26 protein-coding genes are annotated in these 23,243 nt (G+C 36.0%); 8 read left to right on the top strand and 18 right to left on the bottom strand.

What is annotated here, in order from left to right; translation table 11 throughout:
- Positions 1–57 precede the first annotated feature (57 nt).
- The 11 genes from FEDK69T_RS13315 to FEDK69T_RS13265 form a co-directional block, all read right to left on the bottom strand.
- Positions 58–2,547, bottom strand: a complete 2,490-nt coding sequence (locus FEDK69T_RS13315) for a PIG-L family deacetylase (RefSeq protein WP_023574698.1) — start codon at positions 2,545–2,547, stop codon at positions 58–60.
- A 128-nt stretch (positions 2,548–2,675) separates the two neighbouring features.
- Positions 2,676–3,350, bottom strand: a complete 675-nt coding sequence (locus tag FEDK69T_RS13310) for a hypothetical protein (RefSeq protein ID WP_023574697.1) — start codon at positions 3,348–3,350, stop codon at positions 2,676–2,678.
- A 127-nt stretch (positions 3,351–3,477) separates the two neighbouring features.
- A complete protein-coding gene (locus tag FEDK69T_RS13305; protein ID WP_023574696.1) occupies positions 3,478–3,933 on the bottom strand; it encodes a hypothetical protein in 456 nt (151 codons plus the stop codon).
- Positions 3,934–3,996: 63 nt separating this feature from the next.
- Positions 3,997–4,590, bottom strand: coding sequence for a Maf-like protein (locus FEDK69T_RS13300; RefSeq protein WP_035630474.1), 594 nt, complete (start codon positions 4,588–4,590; stop codon positions 3,997–3,999).
- Positions 4,583–5,509: a geranylgeranylglycerol-phosphate geranylgeranyltransferase gene (locus tag FEDK69T_RS13295; RefSeq protein ID WP_081711726.1), complete on the bottom strand. Its 927-nt coding sequence runs from the start codon at positions 5,507–5,509 to the stop codon at positions 4,583–4,585. The genes FEDK69T_RS13300 and FEDK69T_RS13295 overlap by 8 nt, the downstream gene beginning before the upstream one ends.
- A gap of 39 nt (positions 5,510–5,548) precedes the next feature.
- Positions 5,549–6,076, bottom strand: coding sequence for a KdsC family phosphatase (locus FEDK69T_RS13290; protein ID WP_035630476.1), 528 nt, complete (start codon positions 6,074–6,076; stop codon positions 5,549–5,551).
- Positions 6,069–6,824, bottom strand: a complete 756-nt coding sequence (locus FEDK69T_RS13285) for a Rossmann-like and DUF2520 domain-containing protein (protein WP_023574692.1) — start codon at positions 6,822–6,824, stop codon at positions 6,069–6,071. The genes FEDK69T_RS13290 and FEDK69T_RS13285 overlap by 8 nt, the downstream gene beginning before the upstream one ends.
- Before the next feature lie 7 nt (positions 6,825–6,831).
- On the bottom strand, positions 6,832–7,587 hold the full coding sequence (tpiA, locus tag FEDK69T_RS13280; protein ID WP_035630477.1) for a triose-phosphate isomerase: 756 nt from the start codon (positions 7,585–7,587) through the stop codon (positions 6,832–6,834).
- 9 nt (positions 7,588–7,596) lie between these two features.
- Positions 7,597–8,094 (bottom strand): TlpA family protein disulfide reductase, encoded by a 498-nt coding sequence (locus FEDK69T_RS13275; RefSeq protein WP_023574690.1) that lies wholly within the window; start codon positions 8,092–8,094, stop codon positions 7,597–7,599.
- A 2-nt stretch (positions 8,095–8,096) separates the two neighbouring features.
- Positions 8,097–9,200, bottom strand: coding sequence for a MauE/DoxX family redox-associated membrane protein (locus FEDK69T_RS13270; protein ID WP_023574689.1), 1,104 nt, complete (start codon positions 9,198–9,200; stop codon positions 8,097–8,099).
- An 88-nt stretch (positions 9,201–9,288) separates the two neighbouring features.
- Positions 9,289–9,843: a DUF1599 domain-containing protein gene (locus FEDK69T_RS13265; protein WP_023574688.1), complete on the bottom strand. Its 555-nt coding sequence runs from the start codon at positions 9,841–9,843 to the stop codon at positions 9,289–9,291.
- A gap of 115 nt (positions 9,844–9,958) precedes the next feature.
- Between FEDK69T_RS13265 and folP the strand changes: the two genes are divergently transcribed.
- Both folP and FEDK69T_RS13255 read left to right on the top strand, forming a co-directional pair.
- Positions 9,959–10,783, top strand: a complete 825-nt coding sequence (folP, locus tag FEDK69T_RS13260) for a dihydropteroate synthase (protein ID WP_023574687.1) — start codon at positions 9,959–9,961, stop codon at positions 10,781–10,783.
- 11 nt (positions 10,784–10,794) lie between these two features.
- Positions 10,795–11,415, top strand: coding sequence for a hypothetical protein (locus FEDK69T_RS13255; protein WP_023574686.1), 621 nt, complete (start codon positions 10,795–10,797; stop codon positions 11,413–11,415).
- A 122-nt stretch (positions 11,416–11,537) separates the two neighbouring features.
- On the opposite strand, the gene FEDK69T_RS13250 is transcribed toward FEDK69T_RS13255, so the two are convergent.
- The gene (locus FEDK69T_RS13250; protein WP_023574685.1) at positions 11,538–11,996 is read right to left on the bottom strand and encodes a CHRD domain-containing protein; all 459 of its coding nucleotides are present in this window, start codon (positions 11,994–11,996) and stop codon (positions 11,538–11,540) included.
- A 221-nt stretch (positions 11,997–12,217) separates the two neighbouring features.
- Positions 12,218–12,691 carry a 23S rRNA (pseudouridine(1915)-N(3))-methyltransferase RlmH gene (gene rlmH, locus FEDK69T_RS13245; protein WP_023574684.1) on the bottom strand — a complete coding sequence of 158 codons (474 nt, stop codon included), beginning with the start codon at positions 12,689–12,691 and terminating at the stop codon, positions 12,218–12,220.
- Between the two features lie 205 nt (positions 12,692–12,896).
- On the opposite strand from rlmH, the gene FEDK69T_RS13240 reads away from it, so the two are divergent.
- On the top strand, positions 12,897–14,384 hold the full coding sequence (locus FEDK69T_RS13240) for an aminotransferase class V-fold PLP-dependent enzyme (protein WP_023574683.1): 1,488 nt from the start codon (positions 12,897–12,899) through the stop codon (positions 14,382–14,384).
- 95 nt (positions 14,385–14,479) lie between these two features.
- Here FEDK69T_RS13240 and FEDK69T_RS13235 read toward each other — a convergent pair whose 3' ends face one another.
- Entirely contained in the window at positions 14,480–15,355 is an 876-nt protein-coding gene (locus tag FEDK69T_RS13235) for a lysophospholipid acyltransferase family protein (protein WP_035630479.1), read from the bottom strand.
- A gap of 105 nt (positions 15,356–15,460) precedes the next feature.
- On the opposite strand from FEDK69T_RS13235, the gene FEDK69T_RS13230 reads away from it, so the two are divergent.
- The 4 genes from FEDK69T_RS13230 to FEDK69T_RS13215 all read left to right on the top strand — a co-directional run bounded on the left by FEDK69T_RS13230 (position 15,461) and on the right by FEDK69T_RS13215 (position 18,480).
- Entirely contained in the window at positions 15,461–16,102 is a 642-nt protein-coding gene (locus tag FEDK69T_RS13230) for a rhomboid family intramembrane serine protease (protein WP_023574681.1), read from the top strand.
- Positions 16,103–16,152: 50 nt separating this feature from the next.
- Complete coding sequence (locus FEDK69T_RS13225) at positions 16,153–16,848, top strand: SIMPL domain-containing protein (protein ID WP_035630521.1); 696 nt, start codon at positions 16,153–16,155, stop codon at positions 16,846–16,848.
- A 76-nt stretch (positions 16,849–16,924) separates the two neighbouring features.
- Positions 16,925–17,872 carry a phosphoribosylaminoimidazolesuccinocarboxamide synthase gene (locus tag FEDK69T_RS13220; RefSeq protein ID WP_023574679.1) on the top strand — a complete coding sequence of 316 codons (948 nt, stop codon included), beginning with the start codon at positions 16,925–16,927 and terminating at the stop codon, positions 17,870–17,872.
- Between the two features lie 221 nt (positions 17,873–18,093).
- Positions 18,094–18,480, top strand: coding sequence for an ankyrin repeat domain-containing protein (locus FEDK69T_RS13215; protein ID WP_023574678.1), 387 nt, complete (start codon positions 18,094–18,096; stop codon positions 18,478–18,480).
- A gap of 69 nt (positions 18,481–18,549) precedes the next feature.
- On the opposite strand, the gene FEDK69T_RS13210 is transcribed toward FEDK69T_RS13215, so the two are convergent.
- From FEDK69T_RS13210 to FEDK69T_RS13195, 4 genes are read right to left on the bottom strand one after another with little or no spacing between them, the layout of a single operon-like run.
- On the bottom strand, positions 18,550–19,266 hold the full coding sequence (locus FEDK69T_RS13210; protein ID WP_051385147.1) for a LytR/AlgR family response regulator transcription factor: 717 nt from the start codon (positions 19,264–19,266) through the stop codon (positions 18,550–18,552).
- Positions 19,266–21,221, bottom strand: coding sequence for a sensor histidine kinase (locus FEDK69T_RS13205; RefSeq protein ID WP_023574676.1), 1,956 nt, complete (start codon positions 21,219–21,221; stop codon positions 19,266–19,268). Before FEDK69T_RS13205 ends, FEDK69T_RS13210 begins: the two co-directional genes overlap by 1 nt.
- 2 nt (positions 21,222–21,223) lie before the next feature.
- On the bottom strand, positions 21,224–21,637 hold the full coding sequence (locus tag FEDK69T_RS13200; protein WP_023574675.1) for a septal ring lytic transglycosylase RlpA family protein: 414 nt from the start codon (positions 21,635–21,637) through the stop codon (positions 21,224–21,226).
- 6 nt (positions 21,638–21,643) lie between these two features.
- The gene (locus tag FEDK69T_RS13195) at positions 21,644–22,732 is read right to left on the bottom strand and encodes a M42 family metallopeptidase (protein ID WP_023574674.1); all 1,089 of its coding nucleotides are present in this window, start codon (positions 22,730–22,732) and stop codon (positions 21,644–21,646) included.
- Between the two features lie 81 nt (positions 22,733–22,813).
- On the opposite strand from FEDK69T_RS13195, the gene FEDK69T_RS13190 reads away from it, so the two are divergent.
- Positions 22,814–23,243, top strand: a 430-nt coding sequence (locus FEDK69T_RS13190) for a DUF4294 domain-containing protein (RefSeq protein WP_035656430.1), incomplete at its 3' end; no start/stop codon positions are given.

Below are 23,243 nucleotides of genomic sequence, written 5' to 3'. Positions count from 1 at the left end.
ACTTAAATTCGCGTCCTTCTTTCATTGTTTTTATTTCTTGATTCTTATCCCTCCTTATTATTCTCCAACAGCAATCAGATTGGCCATTAGTCGGAAAGCTCCAGGAACGCCTTCAGGCAATTCACGAAAGAAACTTAAACCGGTATAAATATAGTGACCGTTTCCGTATTTTGCTACCAATAATCCTCCATCTTTAGGAGTTTCGTTTTTATCGTGGGAAGAAAGTATCGGAGTGAATTCTTTTGCCCATTTGTTTGGATAGTACAGTCCCTGTTCCTGAATCCAACATTCAAAATCCTTTTCGGTGATTTTATTCGGGAAATTTAAAACGGGGTGTTTCGGATTTAAGAATGTAACTTTTGCCGTTTCTTCCGTAACCCTGTCTTGTGATAATTTTAGATCAAATGGAGCAATGTCGTTCGTAACCAATTTTCCGGCTGTATTGTATTGTACGATCATCGTTCCTCCATTTTTCACATAATCAAAGAGGGTGTTCTGTTTGAATTTTAATGCTTCAACGGTATTATAAGCCCTGATTCCAATAAGGATAGCGTCAAAATCCTTAATATTTTCGGATGTTATTTTTTCTGGAGAAAGTAAGGTTACGTTATAATCCATCTGACGTAAACTTTCGGGGATTTCATCACCAGCACCCATTATATATCCAATATTAGTACCTCGGGTTTCAATTTCAATTTTATTGAATTTAGCTTCCGAAGGCATCAGAACCTGTTGAAGCGGAATATGCGAATAATCAATGGTAGCCAGTCTTTTATTAAAGCGGGCACCATCAATTACAGCAATGCTTTTTGCAACAGCTTCAGTTGGATAGGAGGGTGGAGTTACTTCGAAGGTAACCGTTTTTTCGCCTCCTTTTTGGGGAATTTCAAATGCGATTTTCTTTGGCCATACTTTCCAGTCGGCCGGTAAATCGAAGATAACATCTCCTTTACAATTGTCTTTTCCTGCTCTGACTTTTACCGTAACAATGTGCTTTCTATTGTTCGGAAACAACTCCACTTTGTTTAGGATTTCGGTGGTAACTTCCGGAAGAACCGCAAATGGCTTGTACATTTCTCCCTTCACGGGATCATTAAACTTGTATACCAGGTTTTTGTAAATGTCTAACGTAACATCACAAAGTCTGATTTTCCAATGCAATTTCAATGGATCGGTTTCGGATTTACCAATCATATTCATATCGGTCACGGAAAATAAACCTAAGGTTCCTTTTTCGTTTAGCCAATAAGGAGATGAAAACGGCACATTTTCCGGAATCTTAATTTGTTTTTCTATTTTAAAAGGGACGTTGTTTTCCAGTTTTACATCCTCTGTCAGAACGGTATTTAAAAAATCGACTGAAATTATTTCTATAGGTTCACTGCAACGGTTTGTAGCTTCTAATTTTAAGGAGATTTCACCATTTGGATTTGTATTTTGCAATGAAGCTGCACTTTCCAGATACAAACCACAGGTGGCAATAATAATGTTTTCCAGTTCCTGTTTTTTTATTTTTTTCCAGTGTTCATCTTCAAGTTGATTGATGAGTTTGTAAGCTTCGATCAATTTTGTCAAATGGACTTCCGGGTTTTTGAAGTTGAAATTTTTTTGAATATCGGTGAGGATTTTACCAATGGTTTCACCACCTTTAACTCTTGTCCAAGTGGTATTTATACCTTCAAAAATGTTGTTTTTATCTTTTGGGAAATCCCCTTTTAAAAATTCTAGATATTCCGTTTCATTGCCCCGTGTTCCGGTACTTCCGAATCCCTGGCACTGATGCTGGCTTCTGCTTAAAGCTGCGATTTCGCCGTTGCTTTTTCCTTTTAAAGGGTAATAAACGCCGGTATTAATGGCAACAAGATTGGTTTTATCCGCCTTTTTAAAATTTTCTTCGCTTCCGTAAAACCACCACGAAGTATTAAAAAACAATCGTTTTGGCTGCCAAATGGAAACTGTTTTCAGATGTTCCGGATAAATGGCAGGGTCATTGGCCTTATCAAAGGCTTCAAAACTTAAAATTGCAGATGCCGTATGGTGACCATGTGTGGTGCCGGGAGTCTGGTGATTAAAACGGTTAATGATCACATCAGGTTTGAATCGTCTAATTGTTAGGATTACATCGTTTAGAATTGCATCCTTATTCCATATTTCAAAAGTTTCAAGCGGTTCTTTTGAATAGCCGAAATCGTTAGCACGGGTAAAAAACTGTTCGCCACCATCGATTCTTCTGGCGGCTAAAAGTTCCTGTGTCCGTAAAACACCTAACAGTTCCCTTAATTCGGTTCCGATAAGATTTTGTCCGCCATCGCCTCGGGTTAATGATAAATAACCTGTTCGGGCTTTGGTCTCATTTGACAAATACGAGATGAGTTTAGTGTTTTCATCATCGGGATGTGCAGCAACATAAAGGACTGATCCCAGAAAATTTAATTTTTCTATCTGATTGTAGATATCGGAAGATGTTGGTTTTTGCGGTTGTTGCGCAAGAATGGGTTGCAAAAAAAGCAGGGAAAATATATATAAAAGTAAGCAAGGCTTCTTCATAATGTAGTGTTATTCTTGTTTTCAAATATAGTGAAATAGACGTTTAGACGAAGGTGTTTTACAAAAATAAAGAAGCAAAGTCTCTTATGACTTTGCTTCTTTTCTATATAGATTATGATAGTTTTGGATTATCCTCTTTGTCCACCATGACCTCTTCCGCCTCCATTGCCATGACCATTTCCATTGCCATGACCATTGCCTCTACCGTTTCCTCCTTTTCCACGGCCATTTCCATAACCTTCGTCATTTCTGCTATAACCATTACCTGAACTTTTGTATTCTGTACGGTAGTAATCATTGTGTCTACGTTCTCCGCGATTACCATCTTCACTTCTGTTGTAATCGTTTCTATAATAGTCGTTTCTGTTATCATCATCTCGTTCGTTTCGATAACCATCTCTAGGGCCATTGTAAACAACTTGAGGACGATGACCTATTGTCTTTTGATAATGCCCTTTGTGGTAACCATGATGGTATTTCACTTTGTGGTGTTTGTAATAAACATATGGGTTTGGACCATAATCATGTAAACAAACTTTATAGGCTCCGTATAAATCATAATGTCTGTATCTGTATGGTAAGTAGGCTGCTCTTACCCATCCGCCTCCATCAAAATAAATAAACATTGCCGATGGGATGTCGTAATACGCTTCAATATCAGGGATGTAATAATAACGTGTTTCGGCATACCCAACCGGACCCCAAAGTGGGGGTGTGTTAATGTTTACATTCACAGAAACCTGTGCGTTGGCACTTAAAGTCATTAAAAATAATCCTGCAAATAATAGTTTGAAAGTTTTCATAGTTCTAAAATTTAATTAGCATTAAGGGGTTTGTTATTGGAGTGTTTCCAACTACCGTGCCAAAAATTATTTGAACAAAAAAAAAGACAAGTAAAACTCGTCTTTCATCTTTAAAAAAGGTAATATGTTAATGTCCTTTCCCATGTTTTCCATGATGCCCATGCTTGGATTCATGTTTGCCTTCACCATAATGATGACCATTATTCCCTTTAGATTTATAAGGTTTTTGACCTTTTACTATATATCCTTTTGGATATTTTGATTTATGGGTGTGGAAATAGTCATAAGGGCTATGACCTCTGTAAGGAAGGATTACTTTGCATCCAGAGTGTAAATCAAAGTGAGAATAGTGTGCTGGTAATCTTTTACATCTGATCCATCTTTCTTTGTATGGATATATAAACACTGCATTTGGGACATCATAATAAACCTGAATATCCGGAATATAATAGAAATGGGCATCGTGGGTATCTGCAGGCCCCCAAACCGGGATATTAATATTTACATTAACACCTATTTGAGCATTAGCAGAAGTTGATAAAAAGAGGAATAGTCCGAAAAATAAAAATTTTAATGTTTTCATTCGATTAATTTTTTTAGGGTTTAGATTTGGGATAATGGATAAATATAATAAAATATTTGTTTTTTAATTGTTTTCTGTAAAATTTTTCAGATGTTGGTATACTTTATCAACGGGAAGCCCAACGACATTCGCATAAGAACCATCAATCCTTGCAATTGCCACAAGGCCAATCCATTCCTGAATTCCGTAAGAACCGGCTTTGTCGAAGGGTTTGTAATTATCTAAATAATACTTAATCTCTTCGTCTGAAAGTGGATTAAATGTTACGTGGGTAACCTCATGGAAAGTGTCTTTTTTTGCATTTGTTTTTATGCAGACAGAAGTTATCACCTCATGTGTTTTCCCGGATAAAGACTTAAGCATTTTGAATGCATCGTCATAGTCTTTCGGTTTGCCCAATGCTTTATTTTCTTGCCAAACAAGTGTGTCGCTGGTTACGAGGATATCATTATCTGACAATTCGTTATCAAAAGCGCTTGCTTTCAACTCGGCCAAATAATCGGTAATGGCTCCGGCTTTTAAATTATCGGGATAAATTTCTTCTATTTCTTTTAAACGAATTTCGAAATCCAGATCCAAATCCTTGAAAAATTGCTGGCGTCTTGGAGAACCGGAAGCCAGAATAATGTTGAAATTTTTCAGTTTATCTCTAAGCATTCCCTTTCATGTTTAGTGTTATGACAACTATTGAAAGTATTCCGAACAACATAACCAGTTTTAGTATCAGACTTAAATGATTAAAGTCTTTTTTGGTAGATGCGCCCCATATTTTTATCAGGAAGTAGAGTAGTGGCCCTAAAACGAAAAGCAAAGCATAATACATCACCCATTGTATGTCCGACAGATTTTTGTTTACATAAAATATTAGTAAGGCTATCGGAATTAAAGTCAAGCCAAAAACCAGTTTAGAAGTTCTGTCTTTACCCAAGACAATCGGAAGTGTACTCATACCCGAATTGTAATCGCCATCCATATCTTCAATGTCTTTAACTATTTCGCGAATGAAATTAATGATAAATGCAAACAAAGCGTAATCCAGGAGTATGCTGAAAATTAGTCCCATTTGCTCACGGTTTCCTTCGTATGTTGCCGGATATAAATCAAAAATTCCAACCAGTATAATACTGAACGCTACTAAAAGGGCAACAATTATATTTCCGACAAGGAGATTTTGCTTCAAATTGGTGGCATATAAGTATAATGTCGCCGCTACAACAATGAATACTGCCGAAAAACTTGGCTTCTGAATAATATTTGCCAGGTAAAAACCAATGCCGACACCGATAATATTAAGCGCCACATAAATGTTGTAAGCCATTCCCTCGGAGATATGTTTACCTACGATAACATTATTTGGCTTAGAAAATCCGTCGGTTTCCTGATCCATAATATTGTTAATCACATATCCACCGGCCGCAATCGTTACTGTTGCAATAACTAAAAGGATAAATTGCCAATCGGCTAAAGCCAAAGGCAAATCCTGCTGATTTTTGAAGAAAAGAAAATGAAAAACCAATTGTGTTAAGGCTAACATCAGTAGGTTTTGAAAACGAATTAGTTTAAAAAAATGTGTCATTGGGTTAATATACAATTCTTAATTTCAGAATTCTTTAATTTAGTCAAATTTCGCGTCAAAATGCTCCATCCATTTTCCTTGGACTTTCATAACCTGTTCAATCACATCGCGAACGGCACCTTTTCCTCCGTTGCGGTGGGAAATGTAATTGGAAATGTTTTTGATTTCGGGAACAGCATCCTGAGGGCAGGTTGGTAATCCGACTAATTGCATCACATGATAATCCGGAATATCATCACCCATATATAAAACCTGCTCTGGTTTGATATTGTAGATATCGGTGAATTCTTTGAACGTATCAACTTTATTGGGAACACCTAAATGAATATCGGTAATACCAAGGTTTCGTAATCGAACACGAACACCTTCGTTGCTTCCTCCCGATATGATACAAACAGTATATCCATTTTCAACTGCAGCTTTCATAGCATAACCATCGCGAATATTCATTTCACGGAGCATTTCTCCGGTTGGGGTTATGTGAACGGTTCCATCAGTAAGTACTCCATCAACGTCAAAAACAAACGTGGTGATGTCGTTCATTATTTCTTTATAACTCTTAGCCATTATATTTTTGTATGGATTGGGTTAACAATTCGTAGATTGTTTTTTTATTCTCGTCTTCTAAAAAAGACAAATGTTTTTCGATAGTTTTTTGGTCGTTGCGTTTTGCCGGACCGGTTTGTGCTTCTAATGGGGAAAGCATTTTGATTTTATCAGCAGTTTCCAGAATCAGGGGCATTAAAATTTCGAAAGGAACCTGATTTTCGTCGCATATTTCTTTTCCCAATTGATACAAATGATTTACAAAATTGCATGAGAAAACTGCAGCAACATGTAAACTTTGCCTTTGTCCTGAATTGATTTTAAATACTTTATCTGAAATAGCTTTTGCCAGGTTCTCCAAGATAGCAAAATCCGGATCGTTTTCGGTTTCCAAACAAATTGGAACTACTTTAAAATCGACTGACTTTGTTTTTGAAAATGTCTGCAATGGATAAAATACACCTCGTCGGTTTTTGGCACTTAATGTATCCAGACCAGCGCTTCCGGAAGTATGAACCACTAATTGGTTTTCAAACGGAAGTTGTTCCGAAACTTCTGCAATAGCATCATCCGTAACAGAAATAATAGTGATATCTGCCGGTTTTATGTCGGAATACAGCGTTGTGATTTTATCATCGGAAACCAGATGATTTATGTTTTCCTTTTTCCGTGAAAAAACCTGCTGCAACACAATACTTTCAGTTTTCTGAAAAACCGAAATCAAATGCTGCGACACATTGCCTGAACCGATGATGTTTACTGTAATCATTTCCGATTTATTCAACAGCACTCACAATCGCCACAAAATCCTCAGCGCTCAATGCAGCACCGCCAATCAATCCGCCGTCAACATCAGGTTTAGAGAAAATTTCTTTCGCATTATCCGGTTTTACGCTTCCTCCGTAAAGAATGGAAACATTCTCGGCTACTGAACTTCCGTATTGATGCTGAATGGTTTCACGGATAAAATGGTGCATTTCCTGTGCCTGTTCCGGTGTGGCGGTTTCCCCGGTTCCGATAGCCCAAACAGGTTCATAAGCCAAAACGATATTTACCCACGCATTGGCTCCCAAATGAAACAATCCGTCGCGCAATTGAGTATCCACCACATTGAAGTGCTGTTTATTCTGACGGTCTTTTAATTCTTCACCGATACAGAAAATCACTCGCATTTCATGTTTTAATGCTGTATCAACTTTGTTAGCCAAAAGCGCATCGGTTTCTTTGAAATAAGCGCGTCTTTCCGAGTGACCTAAAATTACGTTGCTTACACCTACAGATGATAACATGCTCGCCGAAACTTCTCCGGTAAATGCGCCGCCTTCTGCCTGATGCATGTTTTGTGCAGCCACACTCACATTGGTATGTTCCAAAATGTTTACAGCTTGCGATAAATTAACAAAAGATGGAGCAACAATCACTTCAACTTCTTTTCCTGACGGAAGTTGGTTTAAGATATCCGCTAATAACTGCGTAGTTTCCGCAGCATTTTTATTCATTTTCCAGTTGCCTGCAACTATGTTATGTCTCATTATTTTATGTTAGTTTATTGTTTTTAATGTTTCAATCATTTTTAAATCATCGGCTTCAATTGCATTGAAAAGGGCAATCTTGCCTTTTTTGTCAACGACCAAATAGCGCGGAATCCAGGTTAAGTCAATTGCTTTTCCGAAAACACCTTTCATACCGTCAGTTGCCATATAATGTTCGCCTGTTACCTCGTGTTTTTGGATTCCTTTTTGCCATGCTTCCTGGGTTTTATCCATAGAAATAAATAGATAGGTAACTTCAGGAAACTGACTTTGTAACGCTTTTACTTTAGGCATTCCTTTGACGCAATCTGAACACCAGGATGCCCATATGTCAAGTACAATAGGTTTTCCTTTGTATTTTTTCAGGATGTCTTTAAATGTAATCGAACTTCCGTCTAAAGTGACCATTTTATTTTTTAATGCTTCTTTTTTAAAAGTTGTCTGCGTTTCCTGTGCACATGAAGAAAGCGTTAAGGCAAAAAACAGAATTGCTAAAAATTTGTTCATAATTATTTTTTTAATTCCGAGTAGGGTTTGTTAATAATGGTTTGATATTCAGTGGGGTTGAATTTATTATCGGTTATTCCGTAGTAGAATTTATAATCGTTTCCGTTCCACAGGTATTTTACGCCCGGAGTGTCTTTTCCAGAGCCAAGTACGCCCCAAAACGGAATAACATCAATCATCACATACGGATATTGTGCGCCGGCAAATTTGAAGAAATCTGGAATTTTTTCCGGTTCTTCATTCATGAAAATGATTTTGATTTCAGGGAAATTAGGATCTTTCCTTTTCATCTCTGTAAGTTCTTTGGCAGCCTCCATACAATGATCACATCCGGGAACAAAGAAACATAGTGTTTTGCGGCCTTTGTCGATATCAGAAAAATATTTTGCATAACCTGATTTTCGTTTTGCCGGCTCATTAACAGGGGTTTTTTCGACTACTTTTTCAGTTTCTTTTTTAGCAGTAGGAATATCTTTAACAGTATCTGCTTTAGTTTCAGGTAATTTATTTTCTTCAGCGGGGATCGATGTACTGTCGATGCTTGTTTCCAATGTACCGATGTTTGTTACCGGTGCGATTACATCATCTGAAGTAGTTTTTTTGATTGGAGCCAATAAAAAGATCCCTAAAATTGTAAGGATTGTAATTAACCCGACCAGCCAAAATTTTGAAGTAGGAGCATCCTCTTTGATCAATTTATAGAGCCAGACCAATAATACAACCGCAACGATGTTTTTTATGATAGCTTCAATCGGGGTCATTGGAAGTAATTCACCAAAACAACCGCAATTGCCCGTGTTTCCACCGCTTAGAAAAGTCTGATACGATAAATGCCCGATGAAAACCACCAATAGCAAAATCGTAGCCGGAATGATTAATTTTTTCAGATAATTATTCTGCAGAATTAATATACCGAGGGCTAATTCGATTCCTATTAAAATTCGGGAAAACCATGGTGCGATCGTCTCGGAAAAACCAAGAGGATACAATTGTTTCACTTCAAAAGTTGAAATAGCAAAATAGGGTGATGGATACATTTTTGCTATTGCCGAAATGATGAACAAGATTGCTATTATAATTCGTATTGCAGTTGAAACGTATTTCATATAGAGCTATTATTTATTTTTTAAAGGAATATGGTATCGCCATTTTTTATTTTACTTTTAATTTTGGAATCATGACGATTTCATAATTTTAGACTACTATTTTTTTTGCGAATCCCATTAAAATAAGAGAGAAGACAGCATAGTTGATCATATCCTGATAATTAGCGTCAATACCTTCGGAAACCAAAGTTTTTCCTTTGTTGTCTTCAATTTGTTTTACGCGAAGCAGTTTTTGTAAAATCAGGTCGGTAAGTGAGCTCACGCGCATATCGCGCCAAGCTTCACCGTAATCGTGGTTTTTGGCTTCCATTAAATGTTTGGTGATTTGTACTTTTTCATCATACAATTTAACTGCCGTTTCCCAATCTAAATCGGGTTGGTCTGCCACGCCTAAATCCAGCTGAATTAGTGCCATAATCGAATAATTAATGATACCGATGAATTCTCCAGTTTCATCCTCATCGATTTTGCGCACTTCGTTTTCCTGTAGACTGCGGATGCGCTGGGCTTTGATAAAAATCTGGTCAGTTAATGAAGGCATGCGTAAAATGCGCCACGCGCTACCATAATCCTTCATTTTCTTTGTATATAAGTCGCGGCAAATGGCAATTACCTTGTCAAATTCCTGTGAAGTCGTATTCATTTAAGTTATCTTTGTTTCTTGAGTTTTCAAATGTAAAGAAATTAAGGCGAAGTACAAAGCCGAATGATTTTACAATATTATTCGGGTATTCGACTTTTAATAACTGATTTATAGTATGAATATCAATTGCAAAGGGCAACTTATTGATTTGTCGCAACCCAAAATAATGGGGATTTTGAATATTACACCCGATTCTTTTTTTGATGGGGGCAGGTATCAAACAGATGAAGAACTTTTGAATCAGACAGAGAAAATGCTTAAGGAAGGAGCGACGTTTATTGATATTGGTGCTTATTCTTCAAGACCAAATGCGATGTTTGTATCCGAATTGGAAGAGTTGTCCCGCTTGCTTCCGATTGTGGAATTGATAGGTGAAAATTTTCCAGAGGCAATATTATCCATCGATACTTTCAGGGCCAATGTTGCCCAACAGGCAATTGACAGCGGAGCTGCTATGATTAACGATATTTCGGCAGGATTGCTGGATGAAAATATGCTCGATGTTATTGCTAATGCTAATGTTCCGTACATCATGATGCACATGAGAGGGACGCCTCAAACTATGGCTACACTTACGCATTATGATGATATTGTAAAAGAAATGATTTCGTATTTCGCTGATCGAATTGCCGAAGCGAGAAAATTAGGCATCAATGATATCATTATTGATCCCGGATTTGGTTTTGCAAAGACCCTGGAGCAAAACTATGAAGTACTTCAGAAATTAGAACTATTTGAAATGTTGGATTTGCCTCTTTTGGCGGCTGTATCAAGAAAATCAATGATTTATAAAGCATTGGAAACCAATCAGAATGAGGCACTCAACGGAACCACGGTTTTAAATACGATTTCTCTTCTGAAAGGAGCAAAAATCCTGCGCGTACACGATGTTAAAGAAGCTGTGGAGTGTGTCCGTTTGTGTTCCTTGATCCAAAATTAAATTTTTAGAATATGAAGAAAATTACCTGTCTTTTTCTAGTGCCATTATTATTTTCCTGTGGTGAAAAAAAAGAGATATTATTGCCAAAATCAGATGTTACTGTAGTTAAAGAGGTTTTGGATCTTTCCAAAGTAGATTTTTTCTTTTCGGTTGTAAATAATGATACTCTGGCCGTCGTTAATAAAAATACAGTTATTACTACAACCAATTGGGTTTTTAATATTGACAAACGTCTGCCTCTAAAGACCATAATTCCTGAAATTAAAAAATTGCAGGCGAAAAAGCTGAAACGAAAAAGCGATGAAGATCTTCCTAAAGATAACTTTTATTCGTATGCCGACAGTATAGGGAAGAATCTGGCGTTCATTCCGTTTACGAAAATTGTTTACAGAGAAGAAAAACCAAAATCTGGACTAATTGTATTTTTTAAGAAAGACAATCAGGTTTTTGTAAACGATTCACTCGTTAAAAGAGTGGAATTAGGGCGATATCTAAACAATGCAAAAGATTCTATGGATAATGTGAGGTTTTGTTTTGATAAAAACAGCAGTTTCGGAACTTATATTCAGAATAAGTTATTCATGAGAACTTTAGATTTGAAAATGATAGAATTTACTGAGTTTGTGTATTAGAAATAGTTAGACAATTAATCTTGTCAATATTGTAAAAATTTTATTTTTATTTTAAAGATAAAGGTCTTCCTTTTTAATAATTAGGAAGACCTTTTTTATGTGATAGTTTAAGCAGATCTGTTTTAATAAACTGTAGTTTGTTTAATGAGTTGGCCTCTGATTTCTCCGCCTTCATAAGGTGCATCATTATGTATATTTACATAGTAAAGATTGGCTTTAAGATCCGCTTCTTGTTCAGCAGTTAAAGCGCTACTGGTATAATTGATTGGTGATGTATAACTCGTGAATGGAAAAACTGGTAGACCACTAACCCCAGGTGCACCTAAATGTATGTGCCCATTAGTAGGGGTCTCTACATTATGAGTAACCGTAATGGTAAATATTTTAGTGGTGTTGTTGAATTTTAGCACTGCGGTTCCCGTTGCAGCGGAAGTATTTGGAGGTACTTCACTAGCGCCATTTAAAGTTGCATTAAAAGTAATAGTATTACTCGGTGTCGGTGTAGGAGCCATGTAATCATCATTGTCATCGCTACACGAAACCATACCAAATGTAAATAAAGCAACCGCTAATAAACTCATATAAAGTTTCATAATTGAAAAATTAAATGGAAATAGAATTTTTGAGGAAAAGAAGCGCTTGATTTTTAGTTCTGCGCATAAACCCATAATGTTACGATAGCGTAGCATTTACAATCACTAGTAAAATTAGGTGTTTTTCACAAGATTATCATTAATTTTTGATAAATTTAACCCTGATTTTAGAAGTGATTTTGATGTGTAATTCGCAGTTATACAGTTTTTTACTGGTGATGGTAAGGTTCGTTTTTCAGAATTGTGAAACCACGGTATAATTGTTCGATAAAAAACAAACGCACCATTTGGTGGGAGAATGTCATCTGGGAAAGTGAAATTTTTCCCAATGCTTTTTTATAAACTTCCTGGCTGAAACCATAGGGGCCTCCAATTACGAAAACCAAGGTTTTTATGCCCGAATTCATTTTCTTTTGCAATTCCTCCGAAAAACCAACGCTGGAAAACATTTTTCCGTTTTCGTCCAGTAAAATCAATTGGTCTGAGGCTGATAATTTTGACAGGATTAATTCGCCTTCTTTCTCTTTTTGCTGTGCCTCTGAAAGATTTTTTACGTTTTTGATGTCCGGAATAATCTCCAATTCAAACTTAATGTAGAACGAAAGCCTTTTCGTGTAATCGTCGATTAAGGTTTGTAGTGCTTTATTATCGGTTTTGCCGATAGCTAGGAGTTTGATATTCATGACTTCTGATTAAAAAAGCAAATATAAATGAAAATTACGAAACAGTTTTTCAGCATCTGAAATCTGTTGAATTTGAATTGTAATTATCATTGAATCAGATGAATATGTTAAATTTTAGTTATTCTCTTTAAAACGGGAGATCTGGAAATCCTCAAATAATCAAAATAATGTATCTTTGACCGCAAATGCTTTTTAAGTTTTAAGAATGATTACAACACAAACAACACAACTGGAACAATATTTTCTGCAATTCAGAAAAAATATCATCGGAATCGATCAGGAATTTGATTCTCCTTTCGGAAGAAAAAAAATAATTTATACTGATTGGACTGCTTCAGGACGTTTGTATCGTCCGATTGAAGAGAAACTGATGAATGAATTTGGACCATTTGTTGCCAATACGCATACGGAAACTACGGTATCCGGAACTGCAATGACAATGGCTTACCATGAAGCACGCCACATAATCAAAAAACACGTTAACAGTGATGAAAACGATGTTCTGATTGTTGACGGAAGCGGTATGACCGGTGTTATCAATAAATTTCAGCGTATTTTAGGATTAAAAATTCCTGAAAATCTTCAGAAATACACGCAGGTTCCTGAAGAGAAAAGACCTGTTGTTTTTATTTCCCATATGGAACACCATTCTAATCAGACCTCATGGTTGGAGACTATCGCAAAAGTGGAAGTAATCCCGGCTTGCGAGAAAGGGCTGATCTCTATGGAAAGTTTTAAAGAATTGCTGGAGAAGTATAAAGATCACACTTTGAAAATTGCTTCTGTTACGGCTTGTTCAAATGTTACAGGAATCAGAACGCCTTATCATGAAATAGCAAAATTGATACATCAGTACAACGGAGTTTGTTTTGTGGATTTTGCCTGTTCAGGTCCTTACGTAAAAATCGATATGCACCCTTCAGACAATCCGGAAGGTTATTTGGATGCCATTTTTATGTCACCACACAAATTCCTTGGCGGACCAGGTACTTCGGGAGTTTTGGTTTTCAATAAAAAACTTTACAAAAACATGGTTCCCGATCATCCGGGTGGAGGAACAGTTAGCTGGACCAATCCATGGGGAGAGCACAAATACTTGGATAATATTGAAGAACGCGAAGATGGCGGTACGCCTGGGTTCCTTCAGGTTATCAAAACGGCTTTGGCAATTCAGTTGAAAGAGCAGATGGGAATTGACAATATTCTGAAACGCGAGCATGAAATCGTTGATTATGTTTTCGACAGATTAGGGAATATCCCAAATATCAATATCCTTGCAGGTCAGCATAATGATAGATTAGGTGTTATTTCGTTTTATATTGACGAACTGCATTTTAACCTTGGCGTAAAAATACTAAATGATAAATTCGGAATCCAGACACGTGGAGGATGTAGTTGTGCAGGAACGTACGGTCATTATTTGTTGCATGTAGATCAGGAAACTTCTCATTATCTGACGGATAAAATTACCCACGGGGATTTAATTGAAAAACCGGGATGGATCAGAATGTCAATACACCCAACTACAACTTCGGCTGAAATTGAATTCGTTTGTGACAGTATTGTTGCTTTAGCAGAAAATCATAAAGAATGGGCGAAGGATTACGAATACAATAAAAACTCCAACGAGTTCCTTCACAAAGAGGCTTCAGGTAAAGAAAAAGAAATGGTTAAAAACTGGTTTTCTTTATAAGTAAAATACATATAGACAAAAAAAAATCCACTTATATAAGTGGATTTTTTTTGCTGTCTGCATTCTGTTACCTGCCTTCTGAACGCTGCCAACTGCTATGCTTCCTTAGTGTGTTTCCATCTTTTATGTGTCCACAGGTAATATTCAGGTTTGTTAAGGATTTGCTCTTCTAACATTCTGAAAAACATGTCGGTGATTTCATAATCCGGTACTTCTTTGATATTCTCAACCATCGGAACGAAAGTAGCCTGATATCGGCCACGGCCTAATTTTTCTCCTTTTATATATAGCACGTTCATGTTCAATCTTTTGGCAAGCATTTCTGCTCCTGTATGTACAGGAACATCAAATCCCATAAATTTTGTCCAATGGTGTGCTTTCCATACTTTTGGATTTTGATCGGCAATGAATCCATAAAGACTTTTTATTCCTTTTTTATGGTTAGCCAATATGGTAGGAGTAGTTTCCGTTGTATCAATTAAAGTGGCATCAAATTTACTACGGATTTTTCGGACCAAATTGTCAAAATACCTGTTTTTAATTCGTTTGTAAACTCCGTAACCTTTAAATTTGGAGTATTTATTCATGATGATTAACCATTCATAGCTCGCATAATGGCCCGACAGAGCAATAATGCTTTTGTCTTTTGCTTCGTATTCCTGATAGAGATCCATATTGGTAATGATAAAACGCTTGCGCATTTCTTTTTCGGAAATAGTCATGGTTTTAATCATTTCCATGAAACCGTCAACTAAATGATGATACGATTTTTTCTCTATGATCAAACGTTCTCTTTCCGATAAATGAGGTAAAGCCAAAGCCAGATTTTGTCTGACCACTTTTTTTCTGTAGCCAATGATATGATATACAAGTACGTAAATGCAATCGGAGACGAAGTATAATAATCGGAATGGTAGAATTGATATACACCATAAGATAGGATATGCCAATACAAATATTAATAACTGCATTTATTTAAATTTTTTGCAAATATAATTTAAAACAGATTATTCGGATAATAAATAACATTCTATAAAGAAACATTGGTTATTTTTACCCAACGAAAATACAAATATATGAACTCTGTATTATTATTGATTATAGCAGCAACTGTCATTACAAGTTTTAAAGGCTTTGGAGATCAATCTTTTTTCAGAAAATATGAATTTCACATTGGCAGTATTCGTGCAGGTGAGCATATCCGAATGATAACTTCCGCATTTTTGCATGGTGATGTTGGGCACTTGTTATTTAACATGCTTACATTGTATTTCTTTGCGCCAGTGGTTATTGATTCTTTTGGGGTATTTTCATTTGTGATAATTTACTTTGGGAGTTTGATTTTTGGCAGCTTGCTCACGTTGTATTTTCATAATAACGATTATTATTACCGTGCAATCGGAGCTTCGGGAGCCGTTACAGGAGTATTGTATTCTGCTATCTTGTTATATCCCGAGATGAGTTTGTATATGTTTTTCATTCCAATTCCCATTCCTGCTTATTTATTCGGAATAGGTTATTTGCTGTATTCTATTTACGGAATGAAAGCAAAGAATGACAACATAGGTCATACGGCACATTTTGGAGGGGCAATCGGTGGATATATCATCACGCTTGCTAAGGTTCCGACAATGTTGACAGACAATACTTTAATGGTTGTTTTATTGGCGATTCCGATTATCATATTGTTGATTTTATTAAAAATGGGCAAGATTTAATGCTTTTGGCATCGCTTTTGATTTGTAATGAAAAACTTAAATTAAAAAAAATGAAAAAATTAGTTTTATTTGGAATCGTATTATTTACAACGGTATTTTCTTATGCACAAACTCAGGAAAACAAATTGGTTCCACAGATTGTAGTTTCTGGTGAAGGGAAAATTAAGGTTACTCCGGATCAGGCCGTGATAACTGTCGGCGCTGAAAATACCGGTAATGATGCAGCCGACGTAAAAACGAAAAATGATGTAACAATTGATGCTATAATCAAATACATCAAAAAAATGAAATTACCGGCCACTGATTATCAGACACAAAGAGTGTCTTTATATAAGTCATACGATTATCAGAAAAAGAAAAATACCTATACAGCTTCACAAAATATCATTATTACACTTAAGGATCTGTCTAAATATGATGAGTTAATCATGGGAGTGGTCGATGCAGGCGCCAATGTGATCCATGGTGTGGATTTCAAATCGTCTAAAGTGGCCGAATATGAAAGTCAGGCAAGAGTGAAAGCCGTTCAGAATGCTAAAGCCAAAGCGGCTGATTATGCATCGGCTTTAAACCAAAAAGTAGGGAAGGCAATTATGGTTTCCGATAATTCTATGACAAATTACCCTAGACCTGTTTATGCTGCAATGAAAATGGATTCAGAAATGGCTGCACCGGCAAGAGAAACATTGGCAATTGGAGAGATTGAAGTAATTGCAAACGTAACTATTAACTTTGCCATCGAGTAACAAATTTGTTCCGATAATTTTGTTTGGCTTTCAGAATCCAATTACATTTGCATTACTCAAAAACAACACATAAATAATGAACACAATTACGACTACCAATTTTAACTTTCCGGGTCAAAAATCTGTTTACCGTGGTAAAGTAAGAGAAGTTTACAATATAAATGACGAACTTTTGGTAATGGTGGCAACCGACAGATTATCAGCTTTCGATGTTGTTATGCCAAAAGGAATTCCTTACAAAGGGCAGATTCTAAATCAGATTGCTACTAAATTCATGCAGTTAACAGTAGATATCGTTCCAAATTGGTTAATCGCCACTCCGGATCCAAATGTTGCTGTTGGTCATTTGTGTGCACCTTTTAAAGTGGAAATGGTAATCCGTGGTTATTTGTCCGGACACGCAGCTCGTGAATATGCAGCAGGAAAAAGAGTGTTGTGTGGAGTTGAAATGCCGGAAGGATTAAAGGAAAATGATAAGTTTCCAACACCGATAATTACTCCGACAACAAAAGCGGATAATGGTTCTCATGATGAAGACATTTCGCGTGAAGCAATTTTGGCAAACGCAATCGTATCTGAAGAAGATTACTTGATTTTAGAGAAATACACAAGAGCTTTATATCAAAGAGGAACTGAAATTGCTGCTTCCCGCGGATTGATTCTTGTAGATACAAAATATGAATTCGGAAAAACCAAAGATGGAAAAATCGTTTTGATTGATGAGATTCATACGCCGGATTCATCACGTTATTTCTATGCTGAAGGATATCAGGAGAGACAAGATAGAGGAGAAGACCAGAAACAATTGTCGAAGGAGTTTGTTCGCCGCTGGTTAATCGAAAATGGTTTCCAGGGTAAAGAAGGACAACAAATCCCTAACATGACAGACGAATACATTGAAACTGTTTCAGAACGTTACATCGAATTATATGAGAATATTATTGGTGACAAATTCGTAAAAGCTGATATTTCTAATATCAATGAAAGAATTGAGAAAAACGTCGTAGCCTTTTTAAGTAAATAAGATAACCCAAATTTAAAGATATACTAACCACGCTTTGCGTGGTTTTTTTGTTCTTTGTAATGTCAAAATGAAAGCCGGTTTTAAGAATATCGACAAACGGTTTTAAAACACCGATTATCAGTATCTATTTGTTAAAATTGTGTTATAATCAGGATTTTCGAGTAACGAAAGCAAATTAAAAGCGTCTATTCATTAAATCATTAATCAAAAAATAAATCATCATGAAAAAAACGATCAGTTTGTTAGGTTTAGCTTTAATCGCAGCTACAAATGTTGCTTTAGCTTCAAATGTTGAAACTTCAACTTTTAAAAATGTTGCAATTTACAATCACGATGTGACTCCACTTATCGTGGCAATCAGTAAAGGAGATGTAGCGACAGTTAAAAAATTCATCGAATACGGGGTAGACGTAAACGAAACTAAAAACGGAATGACACCATTAATGTTTGCAGCTCGTTTTAACAATGCTGAGATAGCAAAATTTTTAATTGAAAAAGGAGCGGATGTTTCAGCTAAAGACCTTAATGGCCGTACCGCTTTGCAACTTGCCGAAGCAACAAAAGCTACCGAAGTGGCTGAAATTATCAAAGCGGCTTCAAAAAAATAGGTTTAAGTTTGTTGTAGTAGTTAAGAACCGGGTTTTATACCCGGTTTTTTTATGATTTGAAAATAAATTTTAGGATTGAGAACTGTTCAATTCGGAAATCACGAAATCTTTATATGTTTTTGAAATCGGGATTTTTTTACTGCCTATTGTAATAAAGGAAATGTTATACCCGTCAATTTTAGTTTTGTTTACGATAAAGCCTTTGTGGGTTTTAATAAAATTAGCGGGAAGTTTATCCATAAACTCAGTTATAGTAGAACGATAACGATATTCTTTTTCCGGAGTACCTATGAGCAGGTAATTCTTCTGACTTTCTGCATAAATGATGTTTTCAATGGCCACTTTTTCAAAAACCTCGTTGTGTTTGATATATATGTAAGCACTCTCTTTAGGAATAGTAACGTTTTGTTTGTTGTAGTTAAGCATCGCTATTTCTATGGCTGTAAAAAGTTCCGCTTTCTGAAAAGGTTTTATCAGATATCCGTAAGGATTCGTGGCTATGGCATTTTTAACGGTAACATCATCAGAATAAGCCGTTAAGAATACGTGCGGAATTGAATATTTTTCCTGAATATAATTCGCCAGCCAAATACCGTCTTTTTCACCTTGAATAGTGATATCCAAAAGGGCGAATTCAACTTTATTTTCAGAAAGTACCTCAATAGCTTCCTGTGCATTCATAGCGGTTCCGACAACATTGTAGCCCATTTCTGTTAAGAGGACTGTTATTGTTTTTTGGGTTATGTATTCGTCTTCTACTACTAATATGTTCAGTGGATGGTTCATTATGCTAAATCTTTAAAAGTAATAATAATGCTGGTTCCGTTTTCGTCTTTCCAATCAACACTACCTTCCAATTGTCTTGTCAAACCTAAAATCAGATCAAAACCAATCGATTGGAGTTTCTTGGGATCAAAATCAACAGGCAATCCAACGCCGTTGTCTTTTATGATAAGTGTGTAAATATCGTTTTTTTTGGTGAGATTGATTGTAATATTTCCGCTTTCCTTGTTTTTAAAAGCGTGCCTGAAACAATTAGTCACAATTTCGTTGATAATCAGACTTAGCGGAATAGCTGTGTTTATGCCTAGTTCAATCTCATTTGCTTCGACATCGATATTTATCTTTGTGTTAGAGTTGTATGCTATTTGAATGGCTTGAATCAATTCGGATAAATAATTCTGAAACCGAACTTTACTGAAATTTTCCGACTGATAAAGCGTTTTGTGAATCAGTGCTATAGACTGTATTCTCGACTGTCCTTCTTTTAAAATAACCTTCGCATTTTCATCACGGATGTTCAGGTTCTGAAGTTCCAGTATTCCCGAAATAATCTGCAGGTTGTTTTTTACTCTGTGATGAATTTCCTTTAAAAGCATTTCTTTTTCAACCAGCGATTCTTTGATGGTTTCATTTTTTGCTAAAATTTCATCATTCTTCTGCTGGATTTCTTTCTGTTTTTTTCGGGAATTATTCAGGTATAACAAAGTTGTCATCAAAATGATTCCTAAGGCTGTTGCAACGATATAAAGTATTCCTTTTTCTTTGGCGTTGATATCCGACTGTTGTTTTTCAATTAAATTATCCTTTTCTTCTAATTGGTATAGGATTTCGTTTCCAGCCAATAAAAGGCGCTGTTTTTTCGAATTTATCGAATCACTCAAATTGAACGCTTTCTCATTATAAGTATAGGCTTCATCTTTTTTATTTTGAGCTTTCAGTAATTCTGCTTTTGTTCTATAGTAGGCTACTCTTGTTTCAGGTGATATTCCTTTTGAAAGGATTTGTTGTTCTGCAAGTTCTATGTTTTTTTGGGCCTCAGAATAGTTTTTTAACTTAATGTTACATGTGGAAAGATAGATAATGGTTTTGACGATTCCATCGTTGTTGTTGTTGTCCTTGATTTTTATTCCGACGGAAATGTCTTCCATCAATAGTGGCACAGCGGCTTTGTAATCGCCTTGTTTCATTTTTAAAAGACCTATATTTCCTTTCACCAGACCGGATAATGCATTGTAATTTCCAAAATCATTTTTCTTAAGAGCTGTTTCTGCTTTTTGTAGTGACAGATTATAATAATGGTAGGCGCTGTCAATTTGATTATTCTTAAAAAAATAATATCCTAAACTGTTGTAAGCAGAAGGAACAATGAGTGAATCACGTTTTGGATTTTTCAGAATTTCTTTGATTTCCGATTTCAATTGTAAAATTGCCTTGTCATATAAGAACAATCGGGCATATAAGCCGCTTTTATTACTGTAACTCCACAAAGGATAATTCACCCCTTTTTTTCTGAGATAGGCTATTTCAGAGTTTATTTTAAAAACATTGGAATATAAATTAAGGTTCAGATATGCACTTTGCAATTGAACCAATACATACATTTTTTTTGAATCGGGGAATTTGTAATCCTTGTTGTTCAGAATTTCTTTAAAAGCAATAATGGTTTTTAGGTCTTCCTGTTTAAAAACATAGATTTCGGCTAATGCGAATTTAAGTCGCATCGACGATTTTGTATCTGAGTTAATTTGTTCATCAGTAGTTAGTTTAAGTAGATTCTGATATAAAAAATCCAGATGATCCAATTTTTGACGATGAGTCAGACTTTCGTAAAAACTGATTTTATCAATACCTTTTTTGGAGGTATAAGTTTCCTCTATTTTATCGGTCGTTTGAGCGTTTCCAATGAATAAAGGGAAAAAAAGGAGTAAACAGCGGATTATGTTTTTTAAAGAAGACATTATTATAAAACTTCAATTTTTACTTTTAGCTCACCATGAGTTTTCTTGTCGGTTATTTTCATGAAGGCTTTTTTGGACAGGTCGATTTCCCGTCCTTTTGAAAATGGTCCGCGATCATTAATAATAACCACAACCGATTTGTTGTTGGCAAGGTTGGTGACCCTCACTTTTGTGCCGAAGGGAAGTTCCCGGTGCGCAGCGGTTAATTTCTTATTACTAAAACGTTCTCCGCTTGCGGTTTTACGACCGTTGAATTTATTATGATAATAAGAGGCAACTCCCGTGCTTTTGTATCCCTTTACTTTTGAAACAGTGGTAGTTTTGCCTTTAGAATGCGATGACCCACAACTGTTCATTACTAAAGTAAATGACAATAGTAGGAGAGCTGCCTTGAATTTTGTCGGTAATGAAACCATTAAATGTTATTTGAAATAAGAGAAAGTTTCGTTGTTCTCAATTCGCAATAAACTTTCATAAATTAATTTGATGACATTTTCCACGTCTTCACGGTGAACCATTTCTACCGTCGTATGCATATAACGCAAAGGAAGCGAAATTAGTGCAGAGGCAACACCACCATTACTGTAAGCAAAAGCATCGGTATCCGTTCCCGTAGCTCTTGAAGTAGCGTGACGCTGGAAAGGAATCTTTTTGTCTTCTGCGGTTGTTACAATCAGCTCACGTAATCTGTTTTGAACAGCTGGAGCATAAGCAATAACCGGACCTTTACCCATTTTCAGATCACCTTCAATTTTCTTTTCGATCATTGGGGTGGTAGTATCGTGGCAAACATCAGTAACAATGGCTACATTCGGTTTGATGGTTTGCGTAATCATTTCCGCTCCGCGAAGACCAATTTCTTCCTGAACCGAATTCACTACATACAATCCGAAAGGTAATTTCTTTTTATTCTCTTTTAACAAACGCGCTACTTCCGCAATCATGAATCCTCCCATACGGTTGTCTATGGCTCGGCAAACGAATTTATCGTTGTTTAAAATCATGAATTCATCTGGATATGTAATTACGCAGCCTACGTGAACGCCTAATTTCTCCACTTCTTCTTTGGTAGAACAACCACAGTCAATGAAAATATTATGAAGTGTTGCCGATTCTTCCTTACCGCGATTTCTTGTATGGATTGCCGGCCATCCGAAAACTCCTTTTACAATGCCGTTTTTAGTGTGAATGTTTACGCGCTTTGAAGGTGCTATCTGATGATCAGATCCTCCATTGCGAATAACATAGATCAATCCATCATCCGTAATATAGTTTACATACCACGAAATTTCATCCGCATGACCTTCAATCACAACTTTATACTCTGCTTCCGGATTTATAACACCTACAGCTGTTCCGTAAGTATCCGTAATAAATGTATCTACATAAGGTTTTAGGTACTCCATCCAAAGTTTTTGACCACTTTCTTCATAACCTGTTGGAGATGCGTTATTTAGGTAGTTTTCTAAAAAAGTAAGTGACGATTCGGACAGTATTGATTTCGTTGCCATAAAATATTTTTTTCGCTAAAATAATAAAATGGCATTAGAGTTGTTAGTATAATGCATAATTTTGATATAATAAATAAGTCTATGAAGCGATATCTTTTTTTGAGTATTTCATTCTTTTTTTCCTCCTATATATATAGTCAGGTTACCAATGATACTGTCCGAACTCAGGAACAGGATACATCTGTTGTTTTTAAAACAGAAATGGATGAAATGTTCATTGGTAAGGATAAAGCTAAACTGGAGGAAATGGAGCGTATCAAAAAAATTCAGCGCCGCGTTTATAAAGTGTATCCCTATGCAAAATTAGCAGCCGAGAATTTAAAGATTATGAACGCTAATATGGCCAAACTTAAAACAGAAAAGGAAAAGAAGAAGTATTTTAAGATTGTAGAAAATTATCTTGAAAATGAATTTGGTGATCGCTTGAAAAAATTCTCGCGCAAGGAAGGCCAAATTTTAGTAAAACTTATTAATCGTCAAACCGGGGTTACCACTTTTAATCTGATTAAAG

It is taken from the genome of Flavobacterium enshiense DK69 (genome assembly GCF_000498495.1).
GTDB lineage: Bacteria > Bacteroidota > Bacteroidia > Flavobacteriales > Flavobacteriaceae > Flavobacterium > Flavobacterium enshiense.
This window is presented reverse-complemented; position numbering and strand designations above follow the sequence as displayed.

Bases quoted from the DNA above. Each gene is read 5' to 3' on its own strand.
- FEDK69T_RS13195 (WP_023574674.1), bottom strand. From the start codon at position 22,732: ATGGCAACGAAATCAATACTGTCCGAATCGTCACTTACTTTTTTAGAA.
- FEDK69T_RS13225 (WP_035630521.1), top strand. From the start codon at position 16,153: ATGAAAAAATTAGTTTTATTTGGAATCGTATTATTTACAACGGTATTT.
- FEDK69T_RS13290 (WP_035630476.1), bottom strand. From the start codon at position 6,076: ATGGCTAAGAGTTATAAAGAAATAATGAACGACATCACCACGTTTGTT.
- FEDK69T_RS13250 (WP_023574685.1), bottom strand. From the start codon at position 11,996: ATGAGTTTATTAGCGGTTGCTTTATTTACATTTGGTATGGTTTCGTGT.
- FEDK69T_RS13205 (WP_023574676.1), bottom strand. From the start codon at position 21,221: ATGTCTTCTTTAAAAAACATAATCCGCTGTTTACTCCTTTTTTTCCCT.
- FEDK69T_RS13305 (WP_023574696.1), bottom strand. From the start codon at position 3,933: ATGAAAACATTAAAATTTTTATTTTTCGGACTATTCCTCTTTTTATCA.
- FEDK69T_RS13300 (WP_035630474.1), bottom strand. From the start codon at position 4,590: ATGCTTAGAGATAAACTGAAAAATTTCAACATTATTCTGGCTTCCGGT.
- FEDK69T_RS13210 (WP_051385147.1), bottom strand. From the start codon at position 19,266: ATGAACCATCCACTGAACATATTAGTAGTAGAAGACGAATACATAACC.
- FEDK69T_RS13215 (WP_023574678.1), top strand. From the start codon at position 18,094: ATGAAAAAAACGATCAGTTTGTTAGGTTTAGCTTTAATCGCAGCTACA.
- FEDK69T_RS13200 (WP_023574675.1), bottom strand. From the start codon at position 21,637: ATGGTTTCATTACCGACAAAATTCAAGGCAGCTCTCCTACTATTGTCA.
- FEDK69T_RS13295 (WP_081711726.1), bottom strand. From the start codon at position 5,509: ATGACACATTTTTTTAAACTAATTCGTTTTCAAAACCTACTGATGTTA.
- FEDK69T_RS13310 (WP_023574697.1), bottom strand. From the start codon at position 3,350: ATGAAAACTTTCAAACTATTATTTGCAGGATTATTTTTAATGACTTTA.
- tpiA (WP_035630477.1), bottom strand. From the start codon at position 7,587: ATGAGACATAACATAGTTGCAGGCAACTGGAAAATGAATAAAAATGCT.
- FEDK69T_RS13270 (WP_023574689.1), bottom strand. From the start codon at position 9,200: ATGAAATACGTTTCAACTGCAATACGAATTATAATAGCAATCTTGTTC.
- FEDK69T_RS13220 (WP_023574679.1), top strand. From the start codon at position 16,925: ATGAACACAATTACGACTACCAATTTTAACTTTCCGGGTCAAAAATCT.
- rlmH (WP_023574684.1), bottom strand. From the start codon at position 12,691: ATGAATATCAAACTCCTAGCTATCGGCAAAACCGATAATAAAGCACTA.
- FEDK69T_RS13285 (WP_023574692.1), bottom strand. From the start codon at position 6,824: ATGATTACAGTAAACATCATCGGTTCAGGCAATGTGTCGCAGCATTTG.
- FEDK69T_RS13240 (WP_023574683.1), top strand. From the start codon at position 12,897: ATGATTACAACACAAACAACACAACTGGAACAATATTTTCTGCAATTC.
- FEDK69T_RS13265 (WP_023574688.1), bottom strand. From the start codon at position 9,843: ATGAATACGACTTCACAGGAATTTGACAAGGTAATTGCCATTTGCCGC.
- FEDK69T_RS13255 (WP_023574686.1), top strand. From the start codon at position 10,795: ATGAAGAAAATTACCTGTCTTTTTCTAGTGCCATTATTATTTTCCTGT.
- FEDK69T_RS13315 (WP_023574698.1), bottom strand. From the start codon at position 2,547: ATGAAGAAGCCTTGCTTACTTTTATATATATTTTCCCTGCTTTTTTTG.
- FEDK69T_RS13235 (WP_035630479.1), bottom strand. From the start codon at position 15,355: ATGCAGTTATTAATATTTGTATTGGCATATCCTATCTTATGGTGTATA.
- FEDK69T_RS13275 (WP_023574690.1), bottom strand. From the start codon at position 8,094: ATGAACAAATTTTTAGCAATTCTGTTTTTTGCCTTAACGCTTTCTTCA.
- FEDK69T_RS13230 (WP_023574681.1), top strand. From the start codon at position 15,461: ATGAACTCTGTATTATTATTGATTATAGCAGCAACTGTCATTACAAGT.
- folP (WP_023574687.1), top strand. From the start codon at position 9,959: ATGAATATCAATTGCAAAGGGCAACTTATTGATTTGTCGCAACCCAAA.